Origin of the sequence: Herbivorax alkaliphila (genome assembly GCF_030848475.1) — a bacterium.
Lineage (GTDB): Bacteria > Bacillota > Clostridia > Acetivibrionales > Acetivibrionaceae > Herbivorax.
Genome location: NZ_JAVDDS010000002.1, coordinates 1 through 23,477, shown reverse-complemented (window position 1 = coordinate 23,477; position 23,477 = coordinate 1). Strand labels below are relative to the sequence as shown.

Sequence of the window (23,477 nt, the reverse complement as noted above, 5' to 3'; positions counted from 1 at the left end):
TATTATTGAGAAAGAACAAAACTAAAAGTAAAAATTTTTACCAAAAAATTACCCACAAGTTTATTATGTTCTGTAAAACCTAAAAAACTCCTTCTTATTATTCTTAATTTATATATAATAATTCACTTAAGGAATTACAGCATCCTCTTTGCACCCTCATATGCCAACTCTGAACGCTCACATTCTTCATCAAAAAGCGTTAACTGATAACACAAATGGCTTCCTTTCATCCTCTCTGAAGCATAACATAGTCCATTTGTTCTTATGTCTAAAAAAGGTTGATCAATTTGCTCTGGGTCACCTATAAGTATTATTTTTGTTCCAGCTCCAGCTCTTGTTATAATCCCCTTAACTTGCTTTGGAGTCAGATTTTGTGCTTCATCTATTATAACCCACTGTTTTACTATCGACCTTCCTCTTATAAAGGCAATTGCCTCAGTGTTAATTATTTTTCGATCAAATAATTCATCAATTTTATCTTTTAACTCATTTTCACTGGAATATCTTTCATTTTCATCATTATCAACTAAAACCTCTAGATTATCAATTACAGGTCTTAGATATGGAGCTATTTTTTCCTGCTCTGACCCAGGGAGAAAACCAATATCTTCATCAAGTTTTACATTGGGTCTGCAAACTAAAATTTTTCTATATAATTTTTTTTGTTCAGCCATAATTTTGTGCAATCCTACAGCTAGTGAATAAAATGTCTTAGCTGTCCCGGCAGGACCTTTAACAATAACAAGAGGAGCTTTATCAGCTTCTGTCATAAGTGCTTCCTGCATAAATTTTTGGCCTGCATTTCTTGGAGAAACTCCAAATGGTCTTTCCTTTAAAAAAATCAAAGGAACTATATTTTTTCCATCGAAACGACCTAATGCAGTTTGCTTTTCATTTGTTTCCGAATGTATTATCAAAAATTCATTTTTAGTCAACATTGGAGTGGTTTTTTTTGTATATTCAGCCTTATAGATATAAATATCATTTATATTAATGCACCCATCTTTATAAAAGCCATCAATCTTTTCTTTGGTTGTATATACTTCCCGCCTCCCTCTATATTGTTTGTGATACTCTGGAACCTGTTCTGCAAAAAAGTCCTGTGCAGTAATCCCCAAAATATCTGCCTTAATTCTTTCAAATATATCTTTTGTAACTAAAAAAACTGTTTCTCCATCTTCCATTAACCCTTTGCATAACTTTAATATTCTATTATCATTATTGGAGTCATCCCAACTTTCAGGCATTTTAACACTGGTGTAACTAAGCTCAACTTTTAAAACACCGCCATTTTCAAGTTCTACACCTTCATTTAAGTTTCCCTTTAATCTAAGTTCATCTAAAAATCTTGCAGTATGACGAGCATTTGCTCCTAGCTCTGTATTCTCCTTTTTAAATTTATCTAATTCCTCTAAAACTACTTCTGGTATAACTATTGTATTATCTCCAAAAGAATGTAGTGCATAAGGCGTTTGTAAAAGTACATTGGTATCAAGAACAAAAGTTTTTTTCAATTGCAACATCTCCCATCTCTATAATTTTTTCAAAGCCCTTATTAAATAGTAACATGTTTTAGAAAATAATTTCTAAAACTAAGATAATATTAATTATATCATAATATGAATATCGGAAAAATAATTCCATCGTTTTAAAAAAAAATTGATATGTCTTGAATAAAAGCAATACATAAAGTAAAATGGTTATATCAATTTTTATAAAGGTGGCGATTAACATTAATAATATTTCACCAGCAATTGTAAATATCATTATTTTTGATGAAATATCCAAACTTCATGGGCGAAGTCTACTTTTTAACCCATTTTTTAAGGCACCTCCAGCGCCTATGACATTTGTCACATATACTACAGTAGCAAATGTTCCAAATGGTATAAATAATTTTAAATTTAGACTTACCAATCCAAACAATGAAGTAATATACGAAACAAAGCTGAGTGCTGTTGAGGTAAAGCAAAACTGTTTTTCAAACGTACTTATCTGGAAAAATGTACACTTTAAAATAATGGGAGAACACAACATAACATTGTACCTTTCCACAGAATCAGGCTTTGAACCTGCTGGAAGTGCAGTGCTGTTTATTGAAGAACTTCCAATGAAACCTCCTAAAGCATAAAAAAGCTAAACATCGGGTTTCCACATGGTAATTCTTTTCATCTGAAAATCATAAGAAAAAATCCACCTTATAGAAGGTGAAGTCCTAAAATAAGATAAAAAAAGCTTTAAAACTTTCTACCAGTTTTAAAGCTTTTTATTTTAGAAAAACAAATATGATTACATATAATATATTTTATATATCATAGCTGCCAATTCAGCCCTTGTAGCATTTCCAAAAGGATTGATATTATTTCCACTCCCCACTACTATACCTTCCTTAACCAATGTGGCAACTCCTTCAACTGCATATGAGGCAATTTGATTTTTATCATTAAACTGATCTATATCAGAATTATTACCTGTAGTGGATACTTTTCCAGCAATCTTTAAGGCATTTGTTGTAAGAACCATCATATCCTGTCGAGTTATTTTTTCTAAAGGATTAAACATATTGTTTCCAACTCCAGAGGTAATTCCAAGCTCTTTAGCCATACCAACATATTCATAATAATAACTTTCAGATGAAACATCACTAAAATTAGATTCAAATTCAGAATATAAGTCTAAAGCCTTTATAAGAAGAATCATAAAATCAGCTCTTGTAATATCATTTCCCGGTGTAAACGTAGTTTTAGAAGTTCCACTTATCACTCCTTTAGATGCAAGAACTTCTATCTGCTTCTTTGCCCATGAGTATGAGTCAATATCATTAAATGTCTTATGATCGTAGGCTACTGCAAATTTACCAAAATTATTTGTTACAAATTCAACTTTTCTTGTAAATGATACGTCGTATTTCCCACTTGTGACTGGTATTGCTTTGTTTGTAACTTCTTCAATATGCCGCACTACAATATGCTCATAATTCTCAAATTCCTGTATGGATGGTGAATAAGGTATTGAAACTTTAAAAGGTACGAATAAATTATCCCAGTCTATCACTTCTCCACCAATTAACACATCCAATTCTATAACCGGTCTTTCACCTATTTTACTTTTTGAGTTCTCATCTACTCCTTCTGCGTCAGAAGCTTTAATAGAAAAAGAAACTGTCGAGCTGTTAGTAATTTCTGTCGGTACACCTTTTTGACTAAGAAAATTTGATGGGATTTCAATGGTTCCAAATTCCGTTGATATCAAAATTTTGTGAACTAAATTACTATATGACAGTACATCAGTTGGTAATTCCTGTACATATGTATAAGCTCCCTCAACCTCCTTAATATTTAAAAGAACACTTCTAATTCCACCCACTGCTTTCGCCTCACTAATAGCCGTTAACAACTCATTACTCTCAATTGCCGACTTTGCCTCACCTGTATAGTTATCCAGTTTAGGCACCAACTCTCTTTCAAGAAAAACAGAAGCTTCATCAGGCTCTGGAGTTGGTTCTAGAGTTGGTTCTGGAGTTGGAGCCATTGACGAGTTCAACGGTTCAGGCATTGTAACTGTATAATTACTTATACGATCTCCATTCAAGTCAAACAAAGCAGTTCCAGATATATGATTATTCAATCCATTTGCTTTAAACTTAATTGATGTCATTTCTTCTTTTATCACTTTAAATCCAACTTCAAATAAAATTCCTGTTTCCTGTACCTGTCCACTTTCTTTAAAATCATCTAAGTCCATGTACGTTCTAGCTACAGTAAGCAATCCCTTTTCACTGTCATTTGAGATAACAGGTAGTATGCCATATTCTGACTCGTTCACCAAATCCCCTATCACTACACTTGGCGAATCTTCCCCTGTATCAGGATTTACCACTTCAACAACATCTGGGTCGTAACCTATGTTTAACTGATACCCTGCAAAATTTTCAACATTATTTATCCTTACAGTTGCCCGTACAACTTCACCTACTTCAACTTCTGTCCTGTCAAGTTCTAAAATTACATCTGAATCAGTATTCGCATTAACAAAAGATAAGGTTAAACCCCAAACAATTAAAACGGATACAGTCAAAAATGCTGCAATCATACCATAATCCAAATTCGTAGGCTTTTTTAATACTTTTATCCCCCTGTACATTTTCATAAATTATCCTCCTTAATTTTTTTTCTTGATTTTTCTTACCAAAAACATAATTATAATGGTCAATGCTATGATGATTGTAAGTCTTATAATGATTTCAACAATTGCATCTAATATCTCATCACTATCTTCTTCACCTTCTTCATCTACGTCATCCTCTACATCATCTTCATCTTGGTTTAAATTCTCTTCATGTTTTTCTACAGTTACAGGTATTTCTAATATTTGACCATCATAAACTGCCTTTATTACTGACTGACCATCACTTAAACCTTTTATTAGTCCTACATTTTCTACAGCTGCTACATTTTCATCTGATACTTCATAATCTATATATCGGGTAATATCCATCTTCATATTAAAGGGAAATTCAATTAAAACTTGAAAAGACTTTTCCTCAGTTTCTAGTAGAGTATATTCACTCAAATCAGCAACCAACCTAGTCAAATTTTCCCATTCCCCTTCGTTTTCTGATACAATAATAATCCCGTCTTCTCCAACTCCAACTATCCTATCTTCACTTGACACAAGTGACAAAATAGATTTTTCTGTTACTTCCATTTCTAATGTCCAAGTTTCTCCATCTTTTAATGATACTATAATACCATCTTCTCCTGCCGCTATAAGTCTGTTTTCTTGCCATGCAATGCTTTTTATATTTTTGCCAAGGTAAGCTTCTGTTTGATCTTCTAAATAGTCACTGTCAATACTTGTCCACTCCATGCCATCTTCTGAGGTTAAAATATTCATATTTTCTCCTGCCACCACATATTCATTTCCATTCCATATAATACCTTTAAGATCTATATCTGAATGCTCTACAATTATTTCTTCCCAGTAAATCCCATCATCAGAAAATAAAATAACTTTATCATTTCCAACAGCTAGAAAAACACCATTAACCCACTTTACTTCATTAAGCACTTCATTAACAATCATTCTTATTCTTGACCACATTGTACCATCAGGCGATACAAGTATTTTCCCCATGTCACCTACCGCAATAACTTTATCTCCATTGCCCTCTATTCCATATATATCTGATGATATACCTGAATTTCTTTCAATCCATTCTTTTCCGTCTTGCGAGGTATATATTACACCTTTTTCACCTACTGTAACAAACTTATTCATTACCCACGTTACGCCATATAAGTTTTTATCCGTATCTATGTTTTCCATAGTCCAGTTAAATCCATCATATGAAGTTATGACTGTTCCATTTTCACCTACTACCACATAGCTTTCTCCATTAAATGCTATATCATAAAGATTAGGAGCTTTATCAATATCTCCTGCTGCAACAAATACAAAATTAAATACTATTACCGACAACATAACTAAATACAATATCTTTTTCATACACCTTTGTCCTCCAAAAATTTTTATTTTTGTGAAATTAACCAGTATTGCTAAATGTTTTAGCAATATCTGCCCTTTAGGTATGGGAATTTATTTAATTTTAAAAATAACTACATAGCAATATAGTATTATAAATAAAGCCAATACTCAATAGTTTAATGAATTTGTAATTTAATTTTTGCTTTTTATGCAAAAGAGCTCAAAAAAGGAGTGGTATATTACCACTCCTTTTTAATATGTTTTATAGTTTATTTTTAATCTTCTTTTGCTGTTGCCTGAGCTGCTGAAAGTATTGCTATTGGCACTCTAAATGGTGAACATGAAACATATGCAAGTCCAACTTTGTTACAAAACTCAACAGATGAAGGATCTCCACCATGCTCTCCACAAATGCCTAACTTAATATTAGGTCTTGTCTGTTTTCCAAGTTTAACTGCTGTCTCAACAAGTTTTCCTACACCTTTTTGATCAAGTCTTGCAAATGGATCAGATTCGTATATTTTCTTGTTGTAGTACTCATCTAAGAAATTACCTGCATCATCACGACTAAATCCAAAGGCCATCTGAGTAAGGTCATTTGTACCAAATGAGAAGAACTCTGCTTCCTGAGCTATTTCATCTGCTGTAAGAGCTGCTCTTGGAATTTCTATCATTGTTCCAACTTGGTACTCAAGTTTAACTCCTTCTTTTTCTATAATCTCATCTGCAGTCTTAACAACTACATCTTTCACATATTTCAACTCTTTAATTTCTCCAACTAGAGGAATCATAATTTCAGGTACAATGCTCATACCTTTTTTATTTAAGTTGATAGCTGCCTCAATAACGGCTCTAGTTTGCATTTCAGCTATCTCAGGATAAGTAACTGCCAAACGACATCCTCTATGACCCATCATTGGGTTAAACTCATGAAGGTCATTTACTATTCCTTTTAGTTCATCAAAGGACATTCCCATATCTTTTGCAAGTGCTTTTATATCATCATCTTCCTGTGGAAGGAACTCGTGTAGTGGTGGATCAAGGAACCTTATTGTTACAGGGAATCCCTTCATCTCTGTGAAAAGAGCTTCAAAGTCACTTCTTTGCATTGGAAGAAGTTTATCTAAAGCTTTTCTTCTCTGCTCTTCCGTCCTTGCAACAATCATTTCTCTCATTGCAGGAATTCTATCTGACTCAAAGAACATATGCTCTGTACGACAAAGTCCAATACCTTCAGCACCAAACTTTCTTGCCTGTCCAGCATCTTGAGGAGTGTCAGCATTTGTTCTTACTTTTAATTTTCTTATCTCATTTGCCCACTCCATAAGTGTAGCAAAATGTCCTGTCATTTCAGGATTTATTGTTGGAAGCTGCTCTCCATAAACATTACCTGTTGAACCATCAAGAGAAATCCACTCGCCTTCATTGTATTTCTTTCCATTCTTATCAGCAAAGTATTTTTCTTCTTCATTAATTTTAACCTCACTACATCCTGCAACACAGCAAGTACCCATACCTCTTGCCACAACAGCAGCATGGGATGTCATTCCTCCACGAGCTGTAAGTATTCCACTTGCAACATGCATACCTTCAATATCTTCTGGTGATGTCTCAAGTCTAACAAGTATAACATTTTTTTCGCCATTCTTTTGTGCATTAACAGCCGCCTCTGCATCAAAATAAACTTTTCCTGTAGCAGCCCCTGGAGAAGCAGGAAGCCCCTTTGCTACTGGAGTAGCATCTTTTAATGCTTTTGGTTCAAAATTTGGATGCAACAGTGCATCTAACTGCTTTGGCTCAACCTTCATAATAGCTTCCTTTTTTGAAAGCATTTTTTCTTCTACAAGTTCAACTGCTATTCTTAATGCTGCAGCAGCTGTTCTCTTACCATTTCTTGTTTGAAGCATAAACAGCTTACCTTTTTCAATTGTAAACTCCATATCCTGCATATCTTTGTAATGATTCTCAAGTTTTTCAGCTATATCTACAAACTGATTATAAACTTCAGGCATTTCATCTTTTAACTGTTGTATAGATTGTGGAGTTCTAATTCCTGCAACAACATCTTCACCCTGTGCATTCATTAAAAACTCCCCATAAAGCTTTTTCTCCCCTGTAGATGGATCTCTTGTAAATGCAACTCCTGTACCAGAATCATCACCCATATTTCCGTATACCATTTCCTGAACATTTACAGCAGTACCCCACTCACCAGGTATATCATTAAGCCTTCTATAAACTATAGCTCTAGGATTGTCCCATGAATAGAAAACAGCCTTTATAGCTTCCATCAACTGAACTTTAGGCTCCTGTGGAAAGTCAGTGCCTTTCTCTTTTTTATACAATTCTTTGTATCTTTTAACAACTTCTTTTAAGTTTTCCGTTGTCAATTCAGTGTCTAGTTCAGCACCATTTTCTTTTTTAACTGCATCTAAAATTTTATCAAACTTGGACTTTTCAACTTCCATTACTACATCACTAAACATTTGAATAAATCTTCTGTAGCTGTCATATGCAAATCTTTCATTATTGGTTAGTTTTGCCAGTCCCTCTACAACAACATCATTAAGACCAAGGTTTAATATTGTATCCATCATACCCGGCATTGATGCTCTTGCACCAGAACGAACTGAAACAAGAAACGGATTCTCTGGATCACCTAATTTTTTCCCTACTATTTCTTCAGTTTTTGCCAGTGTTGTGTATATTTCTTCTTCAATGTCTTTAGAAATTTTTCTTCCATCATCATAATACCTAGTACACGCGTCAGTAGTAACTGTAAATCCTCTTGGAACTGGAAGACCTAAACCTGTCATCTCAGCAAGGTTCGCACCTTTACCACCAAGAAGATTTTTCATTGATGCATCGCCTTCACTAAAAAGATATACGTATTTTGCCATTAAAAAAACCTCCTGTTTATATTTTCTTTTTTTATTTAGAAAAAGTATATTAGCAATATAAATACTTTCCCAGTTTACTTTTATAAACTTATTTAATAAAATCTCACGGCATCGAGCCCCTTTTATATTAAGCCTTTCAATTCTTTCTAAGGCTTCTAGTAAGAATAATTTCCCATAGCCCATATAATTATAACATATAAAAAAATTATTTCACTATTTTTTTATGATTTTATTAAAAATTTTTGTCATTCAATAAAATTTTTAATAGTCAAACTTATCTTCAAAATATTCGTTTAACTGATCTATCTTTATTCTTATCTGTTTCATAGTATCTCTGTCTCTTATTGTTACACTATCGTCTTCTCTTGAATCAAAATCATATGTAAGACAATATGGTGTTCCAATCTCATCCTGTCTTCTATATCTTTTTCCAATACTTCCCGTCTCATCGTATTCACATACATATTTCTTTGAAAGTAAATCATAAACCTTGCGTGCTTCATCTCCCAGCTTTTTTGAAAGAGGAAGAATAGCTATTTTTACAGGTGCAATAACAGGGTGAAATCTCAAAACTACTCTCATATCACCTTCTGAAACTTCTTCTTCATCATATGCATCACACAAAAATGCAAGAGCAACCCTATCTGCTCCAAGTGAGGGTTCAATACAATATGGTACATATTTTTCTTTTGTTGTTGGGTCAAAGAAAGACAAATCTTCTTTAGAGTGTTCCATATGTTGTTTTAAATCAAAATCAGTTCTGTCTGCAATTCCCCAAAGCTCACCCCAGCCAAAGGGAAATTTAAATTCAATATCTGTAGTAGCATTGCTGTAATGAGATAACTCTTCTTTGCTATGGTCACGCATTTTAAGGGTTTCTTCCTTAAGTCCCAAACTTATAAGCCAATTATAACAAAAATCTTTCCAGTATTTAAACCATTCAAGATCTTCACCTGGTTTACAGAAAAACTCCAGTTCCATCTGTTCAAATTCTCTAGTTCTAAAAGTAAAATTACCTGGTGTTATTTCATTTCTAAAAGACTTTCCAATTTGACCTATTCCAAATGGTATCTTTTTTCTTGTTGTTCTCTGAACATTTTTAAAATTTACAAATATACCCTGTGCAGTTTCAGGTCTTAAAAATATCTCTGCCTTGGAATCTTCAGTTACTCCCTGAAATGTTTTAAACATAAGATTAAACTTTCTTATATCTGTAAAATTCTTCGAAGAACAGGCTGGACATTTTATTGATTTTTGGTCTATGTACTCCATAAGTTGTTGGCTTGTCCATCCTTCTATGTTAATATCAATATCGTTCTTATCATTCCACTCTTCTATCATTTGATCCGCTCTTTGACGAGTTTTACAATCCTTACAATCAATTAAAGGATCACTAAATCCTCCTAAATGACCTGAAGCTTCCCAAACCTTTGGATTCATTAGTATTGCACAATCAACACCAACATTGTAAGGATTTTCTTGAATAAACTTACGCCACCATGCATCTTTTACATTGTTTTTAAGCTCAACACCCAACGGGCCATAATCCCAAGCATTTGCAAGTCCGCCATAAATATCTGAGCCTGAATAGACAAATCCTCTATTTTTAGCCAGTGCTACTATTTTTTCCATAGTCTTTTTTACTTCCATTTAAAAACCTCCTTAATAAAACAAACAATATTATATTGTTAATATAATTATTCTCATTATAAATTTATATACTTTAAAAAAACCCTTTAGGAATGTTAATACTTTAACATTCCCGGGCACCTTTTGTCAGCAGTACTTCATCTAAAATATTGTCAGCAACTTTAGTTTTGTTCATAATAGAAAGGCTTCTTATATACCCTTTTCCCTTTATAATTTTAACAATGTTAGTGTCAGTGGAAAATCCAGCACCTTCCTGCGTTACATCATTAGCAACTATCATATCCATATTTTTAGATTCCAGCTTTTTTAATGCATTTTTCTCTACATCATCAGTTTCAGCACTAAAACCTACTAGAATTTTATTGCCTTTCACTTTTCCCAACTCTTTTGCAATATCAGGATTCTTAACAAGATTAATTATCATTTCCTTTTGAGACTTTTTTATTTTTTTCTCTGAAACCTGATCACATTTATAATCTGATACAGCAGCCACCATTATTAAAATATCGTAGTCTTTATAATCTTTCATAACTGCTTCATACATTTGCTGGGCACTTGTAACACTTTCTATTTTTGCATCAAATGGTACTGAAATATTCACAGGACCTGATATAAGCTTTACCTTTGCACCTCTTTTTACTGCACAATCAGCAATAGCATATCCCATTTTACCTGAAGAGTAATTCGTTATATATCTTACAGGATCAATGGCTTCTCTAGTAGGCCCAGCAGTGATTAAAACCTTTACATCTTTGAAATCCTTTTTTATATAAACAGAATCAGTATTTTTCGATTCAAAAAAATTAGCTATGTATTTTATAATATCAGAAGGATCTGGTAAACGCCCTCTACCTTTTGTACCACATGCCATAAGTCCAAAATCCGGCTCTATAAAAACATATCCTAAAGATTTAAGTTTATCTATATTACTTTGAACAATTGAATTTTCATACATGTTAAAATTCATTGCAGGCGCAAAAATAACAGGTGCACGTGAGGCCATTATGGTAGTAGAAAGCATGTCATCAGCAATACCACCTGCAACTTTTCCAATAGCATTAGCTGTTGCAGGTACAACAACAATAAAATCCGCTTTTTCAGCAAGGGAAATATGTCCTATATCCCAACTTTGCGGATTGTCAAACATTCCTATTGTTACAGGATTACCAGAAATAGACCTGAATGTAAGAGAATCAATAAATTCAGTAGCATTCTTTGTCATTATAACGTGCACATCTACATTAAGTTTCTTTAATCTGCTAACCACTTCAACAGCCTTATATGCTGCTATGCCTCCACAGACTCCAATAACTGCCGTCTTTCCTTTGAGCACAATTTCAGCTCCTCCCCAAATTAAACACCGGGGCAAAAAAACCCTGTGTTTTAAGCCTTCTATTCCATCTTATTTTATTTTATTCCACTCTTTGTTCTTATGTATGTAATTTTCTTTTCATCAATCTCATTAACAGCAATAGTAACAGACTTTTCTGATTGACATTCTGTAAGTTTGTGAGCACCTTCTGTCAATTGCCTAGCCCTTTTTGCAGTTGCCACCACTAATGTATACCTGCTGTCTACCTTTTCAAGCAGTGAACCTATTGCCGGTTCAATCATTGTTCTTTCATTTTTTTCATTCATAATGTACTCATACTCCTTCCGCATATATATAATAAGCTTAACTCGTACCTAACACACAAGATAGATAAACATCAAAACATTGACATTTCCATCTTCCTAAAGGAAAAATGATTCTTGCTTCAGCTTCTTACAGCTAAACCGATAATTCCAAGACTCAATCAGTAATATCTTCTTCTACTACATCTACATCTTTGGCATCTAGTCTATGAGCAACTGTCTCAGGCTGAACTGCAGACAAAATAATATGATCACTGTCAGTAATAATCACTGCCCTTGTTCTTCTTCCATAAGTAGCATCTACAAGCATTCCTCTGTCCCGTGCTTCCTGAATAATTCTCTTTATTGGTGCCGATTCAGGACTAACTATTGCTATAAGCCTATTTGCAGAAACAATATTACCAAAACCTATATTTATTAACTTCATCAAATCTTCCTCCTGTTTACACGCCACACTACTCAATGTTTTGTATTTGTTCTCTTATCTTTTCTAGCTCACTTTTAATTTCTACAACTTTTTTTGATATGTCCAAGTCATTTGCCTTTGAACCAATTGTGTTTATTTCCCTGTTCATTTCTTGGAGTAAAAAATCAAGCTTTCTTCCTACTGGCTTATTTATCTCTAATGTTTCTCTAAACTGATTAATATGACTTTCCAAACGTACCAGCTCTTCATCAATACTACATCTATCAGCAAATATAGCAAATTCCATCATCATCCTATTTTCATCAACTATCTGCTGATCTAATAATTCTTTCATCCTATTTTCCAGCCTACTCTTATATTCTTTTACAATTTCGGGACATCTTATGCCTATTTCTTTAATAATATTTTCAATAAGCAGTGCTCTTTCAATTAAATCAGCTTTTAGTCCCTCTCCCTCACTTTTTCTCATATTAATAAGCATTTCCAATGCATTATCCAATGCCTCTGACAACAATTCCCAAATTCGTTCCTCATCATGTTCTGCTTTCTCAACTTTAATTACATCTGGAAATTTTGCTATCAAAGATACAGATATATCATCTTTTAGCTCATACTTATCCCGTAACAGTTCCATACTTTTTATATATGTCTTAACAAGACCTTCATCTACCAATATGCTTTTAGAGTCTTCTGAAAAATCGTCAAAGCTAATATAAATATCTGCTTTACCTCGAGATATTGTTTTACCAACTTTTTGTCTTATCTTGTCTTCTAAAAAAGAAATCTGTCGGGGAATCTTTATATACATGTCACAATATCTATGGTTAACAGTTTTTATTTCAACTGAAAACTCCTTACCATCTCCTTGAGATTTTCCTCTTCCGAAACCCGTCATACTATAAACCATTTTTTTCATCCTCTTCTATATGGACTTAATACTAACAGATGTATCAATTTATGTTTTTTATTCTTTATCTAATACACATTTCTTAATATATTCACAAATATTAAAATTTAAATGTATTTTTCAATACGTATTATAACATAACCTATATAAAGCTGCAAACAAAATAGATACTGAAAACCTATCCCTCAAGTACATTCTTTATTGCCTGCAAAACTCTGGATTTTTCAAAAGGCTTAATAACAAAATCTTTAGCCCCCGTTTTTATAGCTTCAATAACCATTGATTGCTGCCCCATTGCAGAAACCATTATTATTCCTGTATCCGGATTGCTTTGGAGTATATCTTTTATAGCAGATATTCCATCCATTTCCGGCATTGTAATGTCTAATGTTATAATATCCGGCTTATGGATTTTCACCTGTTCAATTGCTTCAAATCCATTAGAACCCTCTCCAACCACTTTGTAACCATCTACTTCCTCAATCATCCTTTTTAAAAGAGTACGCATAAAAACAGCATCATCAACAACAACAAATTTTACATTATCCATTACCAACATCTCCTAATTCATACATTAGTATTGACAAAACAACAATTCCAGCTGTTTCTGTTCTTAGTATTCTTGGCCCTAAAGAAACTGTACTAACACTACTATTAAAAGCTAATTCTATTTCGTTATCAGAAAATCCTCCTTCAGGTCCAATAAAAATAAATATATCTTTAATATTTGATTTATTACTCAGAATACGCTTCATCTTTATGGATTTTTCTTTTTCATAAGGCAAAATTTTCAAACTCTCATCTGTAAGTGAATCTATTGCATCTTTAAAAGTCATCGGGTACTCTATTTGAGGAACTCTCCCTCTCTTACATTGCTTTGCTGCTTCCATGGAAATTCTGTTCCATCTTTGATGTTTCTTTTTATAATCTTTATTTTTTGAAATTTTAACAACTGTTCTTTCTGTAATAACAGGAACTATTTTTTTTGCCCCTAATTCTACTCCCTTTTGTATAATAAAATCCATTTTATCAGACTTAGGCAATGCCTGGAAAAGGGTTATATTTACAGATGGCTCGGATTTATTTTTTTCAGAATTGATAATTTTAGTAGTTACCTTATCCGAATCTATTTTTTCTATTTTCACATAATAGTCTGTTCCCATTCCGTCAGATACAGTTATATTATCTCCATTCTTTAATCTTAATACTTTTTTTATGTGGACAACATCTTCACCTGTAATATCAATTGAATCTGGAAAAATATTTTCTCCGTTTACAAAGAATCTGGACATTTTAAAACAATCGCCACCCATTCACCTTGTTCTAGTACCTCTGTGCATGAAAATCCTTTTTTTGCATATTCATCCACTACTTCCTGTTTTCTTTCTTTTATAATGCCTGATGCTATAAAAATACCTCCATCTTTTAAATAAGCTAGAACATCAGATGACAATCCAATTATAACATCTGCAATAATATTGGCCACAATTAAATCTGACTTTCCCTCTTGTATATTATTCAACACACCTTTTATGGCATGAATATTTTCAACTTTGTTTATTATAGAATTTTCCTTTGTAATCTTTACTGCTACATCATCTATGTCAACAGATGTAATATGGGATGCTCCCAATTTAGAAGCAATGATTGATAAAATCCCTGTTCCACATCCCACATCAATAACTCTGTCATCTTTGTTTATATACTTTTCTAATAACCTAGAACACATACTTGTAGTTTCATGAGTACCTGTTCCAAAAGCCATACCAGGATCAAGTTCTATAACTATTTCACTATCCTTTTTATCATAAGCTTCCCAAGACGGCTTTATTACTAGTTTATCTGTAAGATGAAATGGCTTATAATACTTTTTCCATGATGTGCTCCAATCTTCCTCATCAACTTTCAAATATCCTGCAAATCCTTCACCTGTATCAAGAAATCTATTAATAAAAGATAACTTTTCCTTTATTAAAATTACTAATTTAGAAATATCAGTCTCTTGCGAAAAATAGGCCTTAATGACTACCACATCACCTAAACTGTTTATAAATTCTTCATCAAAATAGTCTAAAGAATCCTGTCTTAAAACCTCTCTTCTTATATCATCTGGATCTTCAATAGAAAAACCAGCCGAGCCTATGGAAGAAAGCATTTCACATATTGCATCCTGAGCTTCCCCAGTTGTTTTTATAACAATCTCATACCATTTCATCATTTTTCCTCCAAATAAATAACTTAAAATGTTACATTCCCAATGCATCTTTCATTTTGTCAAAAAAACTTTTTCTCTGTTCATGAAAATCATCTCCGATTAAATCTGCAAATTCTCTTAACGCTTCTTTTTGTTTTTCATTAAGTTTTTTTGGTACTTCTACATTTACAGTAAAGTATTGATCTCCCTTTCCATTCCCTCTGATAGAAGGTGCTCCTTTGGCTTTAAGTCTAAATCTTGTACCTGTCTGAGTTCCTTCAGGTACGCTAAATTTTTCCTTGCCATACACTGTAGGTACTTCTATTTCTGCTCCTAATGCTGCCTGAGTAAAAGTAATAGGTATTTCGCAAAAAATATTATTTCCCTGACGACTAAATATTGAATGGGTCTTTACTCTAATTGTAAAAAAAACATCCCCTGCAGGACCTCCTTTAGAACCTGGTTCCCCAGCACCTCTTAGCGAAATAACCTGACCATCTGCAATTCCGGCTGGAATATCTATTTTTTGTCTTACAGTTTTCCTCACTCTTCCTCTTCCATTACACTCTTCACAGGGATTTGTAATAATTTTACCTTCCCCGTGACATACATCACAAGTTTTAATATTTACAAACTGTCCAAATGGTGTTCTTTGCTTATACTGAACCTGACCTGAACCAGCACAATGTTTACATGTTGTAGGTTTACTTCCAGCCTTTGAACCATTTCCATCACACTTTGAACACACATGCATTTTATTTATAGGAACTTCCTTTTCAACTCCAAATATTGACTCTTCAAAAGTTAATTCTACTGCAAATTGTATATCAGCACCTTTTTGGGGTCCTCTTCTTGTTCTAGACCTTCCACCCATTCCTGAGCCACCAAAAAATGTTTCAAATATATCTCCAAAATCAAAATCTCCAAAGCCTCCACCAAAGCCTTCACCAAAACCACCGAAGCCTCCCTGTTCACTGGCTGCATGACCAAATTGGTCATACTGAGCTCTTTTTTGAGAGTCACTTAACACCTCATATGCTTCACTAGCTTCCTTAAACTTAGTTTCAGCAGTTTTATCATCTGGATTCATATCAGGATGATACTTTTTTGCAAGTTTTCTGTATGCTTTTTTTATATCGGTATCTGATGCATTTTTATCAACCCCAAGAATTTCATAATAATCCCTTTTACCAGCCACCCAATCAACTCCTCCATTCTAATCTTTCTTTTCATATATAATCCAAGTTATTGATATAACTTGGATTATATATGCTAAAATCTATTTTATTTTTTGTCATCCTCATCATCTACAACTTCATAATCTGCGTCATATACATCTTCCTGTCCATCTCCAGCACCTTTATCCGCTTCTGCTTCAGGGCTTGCTCCCATATCTGGATTTCCCTGTGCTGCCTGTGGATCTTGCTGATACACTTTTTGAGATATTTCGTAAAATGCTTTTTGCAACTCTTCAGTAGCATTTTTAATAGCCTCAATATCTTCACCTTTTAATGCTTCTTTTACCTTTTCAACTTCCGCCTGAACCTTTGATTTTTCTTCATCACTTATTTTGTCACCTAAATCATTCAGTGTTTTTTCTGATTGAAAAACCATAGAATCAGCATTATTTCTAACTTCCACAGCCTCTTTTTTCTTTTTATCCTCTTCTTCAAATTTCTGTGCTTCATTAACAGCTTTATCTATATCTTCTTCAGTAAGGTTAGAAGTTGCTGTAATTGTAACTTTCTGCTCTTTTCCTGTTCCCTTATCTTTTGCTGAAACATGAACAATACCATTTGCATCTATATCAAATGTTACTTCTATTTGCGGCACTCCTCTTGGTGCTGGTGGAATACCATCTAAGTTAAACTCTCCTAAAAGCTTGTTGTCTGCAGCCATTTGTCTTTCGCCTTGAAACACCCTTACTGTTACTGCTGACTGACCATCTGCAGCTGTTGAAAAAATCTGACTCTTATTTGCCGGTATTGTGGTGTTTCTTTCAATAAGTTTTGTAAACACTCCACCTAATGTTTCAATACCCAAAGATAGTGGTGTTACGTCCAATAAAAGCAAGTCTTTCACATCACCAGTAAGTACTCCTGCTTGAATAGCGGCTCCTATAGCAACACATTCATCTGGATTTATTCCTTTAAAAGGATCTTTCCCATAATACTTTTTAACCGCTTCCTGAACTGCAGGTATTCTTGTAGAACCTCCAACCAAAAGAATTTTATCTATTTCATTTGGTTCAAGTTCTGCATCTTTCATAGCTCTTCTTAATGGTTCCATAGTTTTTTCAACCAAATCAGATGTTATCTCATCAAACTTTGCCCTTGTAAGTGTAACATCTAAGTGTTTTGGTCCTGATGCATCTGCAGTGATAAATGGAAGATTAATATTTGTAGTAGTAACCCCAGAAAGCTCTATCTTAGCTTTTTCTGCCGCTTCTTTAAGTCTTTGCATTGCCATTTTATCACCTGATAAATCAATGCCACTATCTTTTTTAAAAGCATCTACCAAATAATCTATTACTCTGCTATCGAAATCATCTCCACCTAGTTTGTTGTTACCATGTGTTGCCATTACTTCAAATACTCCATCTCCAATTTCCAATACAGATACGTCGAAGGTTCCTCCACCTAAGTCAAATACAAGTATTTTTTGATCCTGTTCCTTATCTAATCCATATGCTAACGCTGCTGCTGTCGGCTCATTTATTATTCTCTTTACTTCCATCCCGGCTATCTTTCCCGCATCTTTAGTAGCCTGTCTTTGTGAGTCACTAAAATAAGCTGGAACTGTAATAACAGCTTCTTCCACCTTCTCTCCTAAGTAGCTCTCAGCATCTGCTTTTATTTTTTGCAAAATCATTGCAGATATCTCCTGAGGAGTATATGTCTTATCATCTATAGTTACTTTTTTATCAGTACCCATATCTCTCTTTATAGAAATAACAGTTCTGTCCGGGTTTGTTATAGCCTGTCTTTTTGCTACCTGACCCGCCAATCTTTCATTTGTTTTAGAAAAAGCAAGAACAGATGCTGTTGTTCTATTACCTTCTGAATTTGGAATAACAACAGGTTCTCCCCCTTCCATAACAGCTACACATGAGTTGGTAGTTCCTAAATCTATACCAATTACTTTTGCCATAAATAAATCCTCCTTTTTAAATTAATAATATAAGTATATTTTTTGCTGTATTAATATACATTAGTTAGCGACTTTAACCATACTATACCTTATTATTTTGTCTTTACATCTGTATCCCTTCTGAAGTTCTTCAACAATTGTACTTTCATCGTAAGAATCATCTTCCACATGCATAACAGCATTATGTTGGTTTGGATCAAAGGTACATCCTACACTTTCTATTTCAGTAACCTCTAATTTGTCCAACACCTCTTTAAATTGTTTATAAATTAAGTCAATACCCTCTTTTAATGTGTTAGAATCTGATTCTTCATTTGATGCTTGAACAGCCCTTTCAATATTATCTATCACAGGCAGAAAAGCCTCAACTACATCACTCAATGCATTTTCATATATTGCACACTTTTCTTTGGCAGTCCTCTTTTTGTAGTTATCAAACTCTGCCACTGTTCTTTGAAGCATACCCATGTACTCTTCACACTTTTTTGACTTTTCGTCTAGTTTAACCATTAACTGGTCAACATCTTCTTCTAAAAAAGCATCATCACATTCTGAGTCACCATTACTTTCAGCATTTTGCTCAACAGTATCTTCAACATCAGTTTCATTATTTTGCATCTCTTCATTTTTATCATGCAAATTTTTATCTTTACTCATTTAAATATCTCCACCTCCTTTTTCCTATATGAAAAGCTAAAATTCATTTGTGAAAATCTAATTTCAATTATATATAGTAAAATTTTTAATAAATTTATAGCCGTCTTTAATCTCTTCTGGACATTTTTAAGTCTTCTCCAATCAGCTTTTTAATTTCTTCATTTACCCTCTCTCTCATATAGTTCATAGCTGCCAGCACTCTTGAATATTCCATACGAGTAGGTCCAATAACCCCTATTGTTCCAATTACAACATTCCCCATATTATATGTGGTGGTAATAAGACTGCAATCCCTCATTTCTACAACTTTATTTTCTCCACCAATAGTAATGGTAATATAGTCACCATCTTTATAGACATTATTAAGAACTTTCCCTAAAATATTCTTTGCATCCATAAGATTTAAAAATTCCTTTGCTCTTACAACGTCATTAAACTCAGGATAATTGAGCATATTTATTGTTCCATCAAGATAAACTTCCGGACAGTCAATTTGATTTATACAATCAGTTACTCCGTTTAATATAGGAAGTAAAATATCACTAGTATGTCCTAGTAAAAACTCTATTTCTCTTATAACCGGCAAATTTATTTTGTCTATAGTAAGCTCTCTCAACTTCTCATTAAATATGTTAGAAACGGTTATCAAATGTTCTGGAAGAACCGTTTCAGGAATATTTATCAAACTATTTTTTATAATTCCTGCATTTGTTATTACAACAATAAGAGCTTTTCCTTTTTCAACTGGAACAACTTGAACAGCCTTTAACACACTGTTTTGTTTTCCAGGAGTTGCAGCCATAGATGCATATTTAGTAATTTGCGACATAACAACAGAAGCCTGCTTTAAAAGTTGGCTTAATTCATTTATTCGTGTCTCCATAGCATCTTTAATGCTGTAAATTTCTTCAACAGTAAGTTCTCTTGACTTCATAAGCTGATCAACATAAAAACGATACCCCTTGTCTGATGGAATTCTTCCAGCAGAAGTATGAGGCTGAGTTAAATATCCCATCTCTTCTAAATCAGCCATTTCATTTCTTATTGTTGCAGAACTCAAACCAAGCTCATGTTTTCTTGCTAATGTTCTTGAGCCAATTGGCTCTGCAGTATTGATGTAATCGTCGATAATTGCATGTAAAATACTTTTTTTTCTATCGTCCAAAAACATCTCACTCTCTCCTTTGTTAGCACTCTATTTAGTTGAGTGCTAATTCTATTTTAAAAATACCATCGTAATTTTCTTTTGTCAAGATGTTTTATGATATTATACTATTTTTATAAAAATTCCACAAAAACCTGATTTGCCAAATCAAGCCCTAAAGGTGTAAGTTTTAACATATTACCATCTATTTTAATAAGATTTCTTTTTTTAAGATTTTTAATTTGCTCTTTATATACCTCTAAAACTTCCATTTCAAACCTATTTTTAAAATCTTTCATATCAACACCTTTTATGAGCCTCAATCCTAATATCATATATTCTGAAATTCTATCTTTTTTTTGTATTAGCTGTTTATTTTCCTTAATGCTTATGCCTCTATTTATATTTTCTACATATTCATCCAAACTTGCTATATTATTATATCTTACATTTTTAAAAAATGAATGAGCTCCAGCTCCAATACCAATATACTCTAAACTTTTCCAATATACAAGATTGTGTCTGGATTCAAAACCTTTTTTTGAAAAATTAGATATCTCATAGTGCTGATATTTTTTCTCTTTTAACTTTTCTATTGCTTCCCAATACATTTTTCTATCACATTCATCACTAACAGGTATAATTTTTCCTGAATTTAATTTCTCCCCAAACACTGTATTTTCTTCAAATTTAAGGCTGTAACAGGACAAATGGGCAGGCTCACACTCAATTACATATTCCAATGTCTCCTTCCAGTCATCTAAAGTTTGACCGGGTATTCCAAAAATAAGATCTATATTAGTATTTTTAAAACCTGCTTTTAAAGCCAATTTATATCCATCTTTAAATTCTTCTAAATTGTGGATTCTTCCCAAGCTTTCTAGAAAACTGTCCTGAATTGCCTGAAGCCCAATACTAAGCCTGTTTATTCCACTTTTTGTATAGGTATCAAGCTTTTCTAAAGACAATGTGCCTGGATTTGATTCTATTGTTATTTCAGCATCTTTATCAACATAAAATGTTTGTCTAAACAATAACATCAGTTCATATATATTATTTGCATCAACTAAAGAAGGTGTTCCACCTCCAATGAAAATAGTACTTACCTTATAGTCTTTTAATTTTTTTTCGTATTGAATCAATTCTTTTCTCAAAGCATTAAAATATGCAGGAATAAACTCAGCCCTGCACGGAAAAGAATTAAAATCACAATAATAACATTTTGCCATGCAAAAAGGTATATGAATATATAAACTAATTTTCTTTTTCATAACTTACACCATTCTTTTATCCAGTCTTTCAACTTATCTTGTACTCCACCTGCCTATAATATAAGCTCACTGTTATAATATTCGAGTAGAGTAGAATCTTCACCTTAATCCAATGTTTATCTTTAACTAAACATAAAACTCTTAAGTGTCCAGTTTAAGAACACTCATAAAAGCTTCCTGAGGAACTTCAACGCTTCCTACCTGACGCATTCGTTTTTTACCCTCTTTCTGTTTTTCTAAAAGTTTTCTCTTACGACTAATATCTCCACCATAACATTTAGCCAAAACATCTTTTCTGTATGCCTTCACTGTTTCCCTTGCAATTATTTTTCCACCTATACATGCCTGTATAGGGATTTCAAATTGCTGTTTATGAATTGTGTCTTTTAATTTTTCTGCAATTCTTCTTCCTCTCGTATATGCTTTATCCCTGTGAACTATAAAGGAAAGTGCATCTACAATTTCACCATTTAGCATAATGTCTAATTTTACAAGGTCAGATTGCTTATAACCCATTAATTCATAGTCTAAAGAGGCATACCCTTTTGTTCTTGACTTTAGTACGTCAAAAAAATCATATATTATTTCATTTAAAGGCATATCATATGTCAACACCACTCTATTTTCATCGATATAAGACATGTCTTTAAATGTTCCACGCCTTTCTTGCGAAAGTTCCATAATATTTCCCACAAATTCTTCAGGTACCATAACAGAAGCCTTGACAACAGGCTCTTCCATATAATCAATTTCTGCCATAGAAGGCATATCTGTAGGGTTGTCAATGCTAAAAATTTCCTCTTCATTCTTTTTGACTTTATAAACAACACTTGGAGCTGTTGTAACAAGGTCAAAGTCATATTCACGCTCCAACCTCTCCTGAATAATTTCCATGTGCAAAAGCCCTAAAAAACCACATCTAAATCCAAACCCTAAGGCAACTGAGGATTCAGGCTCAAAAGTAAGTGATGCATCATTTAATTGAAGCTTTTCTAACGCATCTCTTAAATCTCCATATTTTGAACCATCAGCAGGATAAATACCACAAAAAACCATAGGATTAACTTTTTTATATCCAGGTAAAGGCTCCTTTGCAGGATTGTCCAATAATGTAACAGTATCACCCACTCTTGTATCTTTTACATTTTTAATACTTGCTACAATATAGCCCACTTCTCCAGCTGCCAGATAATCACATGGAGTCATGCCCCCAGGTCTTAAATAGCCTAATTCAGTTACAATAAAATCTTTTTTGGTATACATCATTTTTATTTTGTCACCAGTTTTGATGGCTCCATCTTTTACTCTCATATATACAATTACACCTTTATAACTGTCATAAAAGGAATCAAAAATCAAAGCTCTTAAAGGAACATCTGAACTTTCAACAGGACATGGAACACCTTTAACAATTTGTTCAAGTACATCTTCAATATTTAGTCCATTCTTTGCAGATATTAAAGGAGCATCAGCTGCCTCTAAGCCAATTACATCTTCGATCTCCTTTTTTACAAAATCAGGTCTTGCACTTGGTAAATCAATTTTATTTATTACTGGAATTATCTCCAAGTCATGTTCTAATGCAAGATATACATTTGCCAACGTCTGTGCCTCAATTCCCTGCGCGGCATCGACTACAAGAATTGCTCCTTCACACGCTGCAAGACTTCTTGAAACTTCATAATTAAAATCCACATGTCCAGGAGTATCAATAAGATTTAATACATATTCTTCTCCATCTTTAGCCTTATACAACATTCTTACTGCCTGAGCCTTTATTGTAATACCTCTTTCCCTTTCTATATCCATAGTATCTAACACCTGCTCATCCATCTCTCTTTGACTAAGAACACCAGTGAGTTCTAACATTCTATCTGCAAGTGTAGATTTACCATGATCAATATGTGCAACTATACAAAAATTTCTAATCTTTTGTTGTCTTTCACTTGACATTTATTCGTCCTCCTGATACTTTAGGAAGTATAATTTGATATTTAACATATCAACACATTATTATAACATAACAAATATCATGTGAACAGAAAAATTTTTAGT

At 33.2% G+C, this 23,477-nt stretch carries 19 protein-coding genes; 1 reads left to right on the top strand and 18 read right to left on the bottom strand.

The genetic code is table 11. The annotated features are described in order from the left end of the window. Positions 1 to 134: 134 nt before the first annotated feature. A complete protein-coding gene (locus RBH29_RS00935; RefSeq protein WP_306694447.1) occupies positions 135 to 1,514 on the bottom strand; it encodes a PhoH family protein in 1,380 nt (459 codons plus the stop codon). Between the two features lie 182 nt (positions 1,515 to 1,696). Here RBH29_RS00935 and RBH29_RS00930 point away from each other — a divergent pair, with 182 nt between their 5' ends. Beyond that, on the top strand, positions 1,697 to 2,131 hold the full coding sequence (locus RBH29_RS00930; RefSeq protein WP_306694444.1) for a hypothetical protein: 435 nt from the start codon (positions 1,697 to 1,699) through the stop codon (positions 2,129 to 2,131). Positions 2,132 to 2,289: 158 nt separating this feature from the next. Here RBH29_RS00930 and RBH29_RS00925 read toward each other — a convergent pair whose 3' ends face one another. From RBH29_RS00925 to lepA, 17 genes are all read right to left on the bottom strand, one after another. Then, positions 2,290 to 4,149, bottom strand: a complete 1,860-nt coding sequence (locus tag RBH29_RS00925; protein ID WP_306694443.1) for an S-layer homology domain-containing protein — start codon at positions 4,147 to 4,149, stop codon at positions 2,290 to 2,292. 12 nt (positions 4,150 to 4,161) lie between these two features. Beyond that, positions 4,162 to 5,508: a WD40/YVTN/BNR-like repeat-containing protein gene (locus tag RBH29_RS00920; RefSeq protein WP_306694441.1), complete on the bottom strand. Its 1,347-nt coding sequence runs from the start codon at positions 5,506 to 5,508 to the stop codon at positions 4,162 to 4,164. A gap of 254 nt (positions 5,509 to 5,762) precedes the next feature. Beyond that, a complete protein-coding gene (ppdK, locus tag RBH29_RS00915) occupies positions 5,763 to 8,387 on the bottom strand; it encodes a pyruvate, phosphate dikinase (RefSeq protein ID WP_306694440.1) in 2,625 nt (874 codons plus the stop codon). A 261-nt stretch (positions 8,388 to 8,648) separates the two neighbouring features. Beyond that, entirely contained in the window at positions 8,649 to 10,037 is a 1,389-nt protein-coding gene (locus RBH29_RS00910; protein ID WP_306694438.1) for a glycine--tRNA ligase, read from the bottom strand. 103 nt (positions 10,038 to 10,140) lie between these two features. Continuing rightward, complete coding sequence (coaBC, locus tag RBH29_RS00905) at positions 10,141 to 11,370, bottom strand: bifunctional phosphopantothenoylcysteine decarboxylase/phosphopantothenate--cysteine ligase CoaBC (RefSeq protein WP_306694436.1); 1,230 nt, start codon at positions 11,368 to 11,370, stop codon at positions 10,141 to 10,143. Positions 11,371 to 11,444: 74 nt separating this feature from the next. Continuing rightward, complete coding sequence (gene rpoZ, locus RBH29_RS00900; RefSeq protein WP_306694434.1) at positions 11,445 to 11,675, bottom strand: DNA-directed RNA polymerase subunit omega; 231 nt, start codon at positions 11,673 to 11,675, stop codon at positions 11,445 to 11,447. 154 nt (positions 11,676 to 11,829) lie between these two features. Next, complete coding sequence (remA, locus tag RBH29_RS00895) at positions 11,830 to 12,099, bottom strand: extracellular matrix/biofilm regulator RemA (RefSeq protein ID WP_306694432.1); 270 nt, start codon at positions 12,097 to 12,099, stop codon at positions 11,830 to 11,832. A gap of 28 nt (positions 12,100 to 12,127) precedes the next feature. Then, on the bottom strand, positions 12,128 to 13,006 hold the full coding sequence (locus RBH29_RS00890) for a YicC/YloC family endoribonuclease (RefSeq protein WP_306694430.1): 879 nt from the start codon (positions 13,004 to 13,006) through the stop codon (positions 12,128 to 12,130). Positions 13,007 to 13,184: 178 nt separating this feature from the next. Beyond that, positions 13,185 to 13,556 (bottom strand): response regulator, encoded by a 372-nt coding sequence (locus tag RBH29_RS00885; protein WP_306694429.1) that lies wholly within the window; start codon positions 13,554 to 13,556, stop codon positions 13,185 to 13,187. Further along, a complete protein-coding gene (locus RBH29_RS00880) occupies positions 13,549 to 14,298 on the bottom strand; it encodes a 16S rRNA (uracil(1498)-N(3))-methyltransferase (RefSeq protein WP_306694427.1) in 750 nt (249 codons plus the stop codon). The genes RBH29_RS00885 and RBH29_RS00880 overlap by 8 nt, the downstream gene beginning before the upstream one ends. After that, positions 14,280 to 15,224 (bottom strand): 50S ribosomal protein L11 methyltransferase, encoded by a 945-nt coding sequence (gene prmA / locus RBH29_RS00875; protein ID WP_459076744.1) that lies wholly within the window; start codon positions 15,222 to 15,224, stop codon positions 14,280 to 14,282. Before prmA ends, RBH29_RS00880 begins: the two co-directional genes overlap by 19 nt. 28 nt (positions 15,225 to 15,252) lie before the next feature. Continuing rightward, complete coding sequence (gene dnaJ / locus RBH29_RS00870; protein WP_306694426.1) at positions 15,253 to 16,398, bottom strand: molecular chaperone DnaJ; 1,146 nt, start codon at positions 16,396 to 16,398, stop codon at positions 15,253 to 15,255. An 86-nt stretch (positions 16,399 to 16,484) separates the two neighbouring features. Then, the gene (dnaK, locus tag RBH29_RS00865) at positions 16,485 to 18,350 is read right to left on the bottom strand and encodes a molecular chaperone DnaK (RefSeq protein ID WP_306694425.1); all 1,866 of its coding nucleotides are present in this window, start codon (positions 18,348 to 18,350) and stop codon (positions 16,485 to 16,487) included. A 60-nt stretch (positions 18,351 to 18,410) separates the two neighbouring features. Next, a complete protein-coding gene (grpE, locus tag RBH29_RS00860; RefSeq protein WP_306694424.1) occupies positions 18,411 to 19,007 on the bottom strand; it encodes a nucleotide exchange factor GrpE in 597 nt (198 codons plus the stop codon). Between the two features lie 106 nt (positions 19,008 to 19,113). Continuing rightward, entirely contained in the window at positions 19,114 to 20,178 is a 1,065-nt protein-coding gene (hrcA, locus tag RBH29_RS00855) for a heat-inducible transcriptional repressor HrcA (protein WP_306694422.1), read from the bottom strand. A 107-nt stretch (positions 20,179 to 20,285) separates the two neighbouring features. Next, on the bottom strand, positions 20,286 to 21,422 hold the full coding sequence (gene hemW / locus RBH29_RS00850) for a radical SAM family heme chaperone HemW (RefSeq protein ID WP_306694421.1): 1,137 nt from the start codon (positions 21,420 to 21,422) through the stop codon (positions 20,286 to 20,288). 141 nt (positions 21,423 to 21,563) lie between these two features. Further along, complete coding sequence (gene lepA / locus RBH29_RS00845; protein ID WP_306694420.1) at positions 21,564 to 23,375, bottom strand: translation elongation factor 4; 1,812 nt, start codon at positions 23,373 to 23,375, stop codon at positions 21,564 to 21,566. Between the last annotated feature and the right edge of the window lie 102 nt (positions 23,376 to 23,477).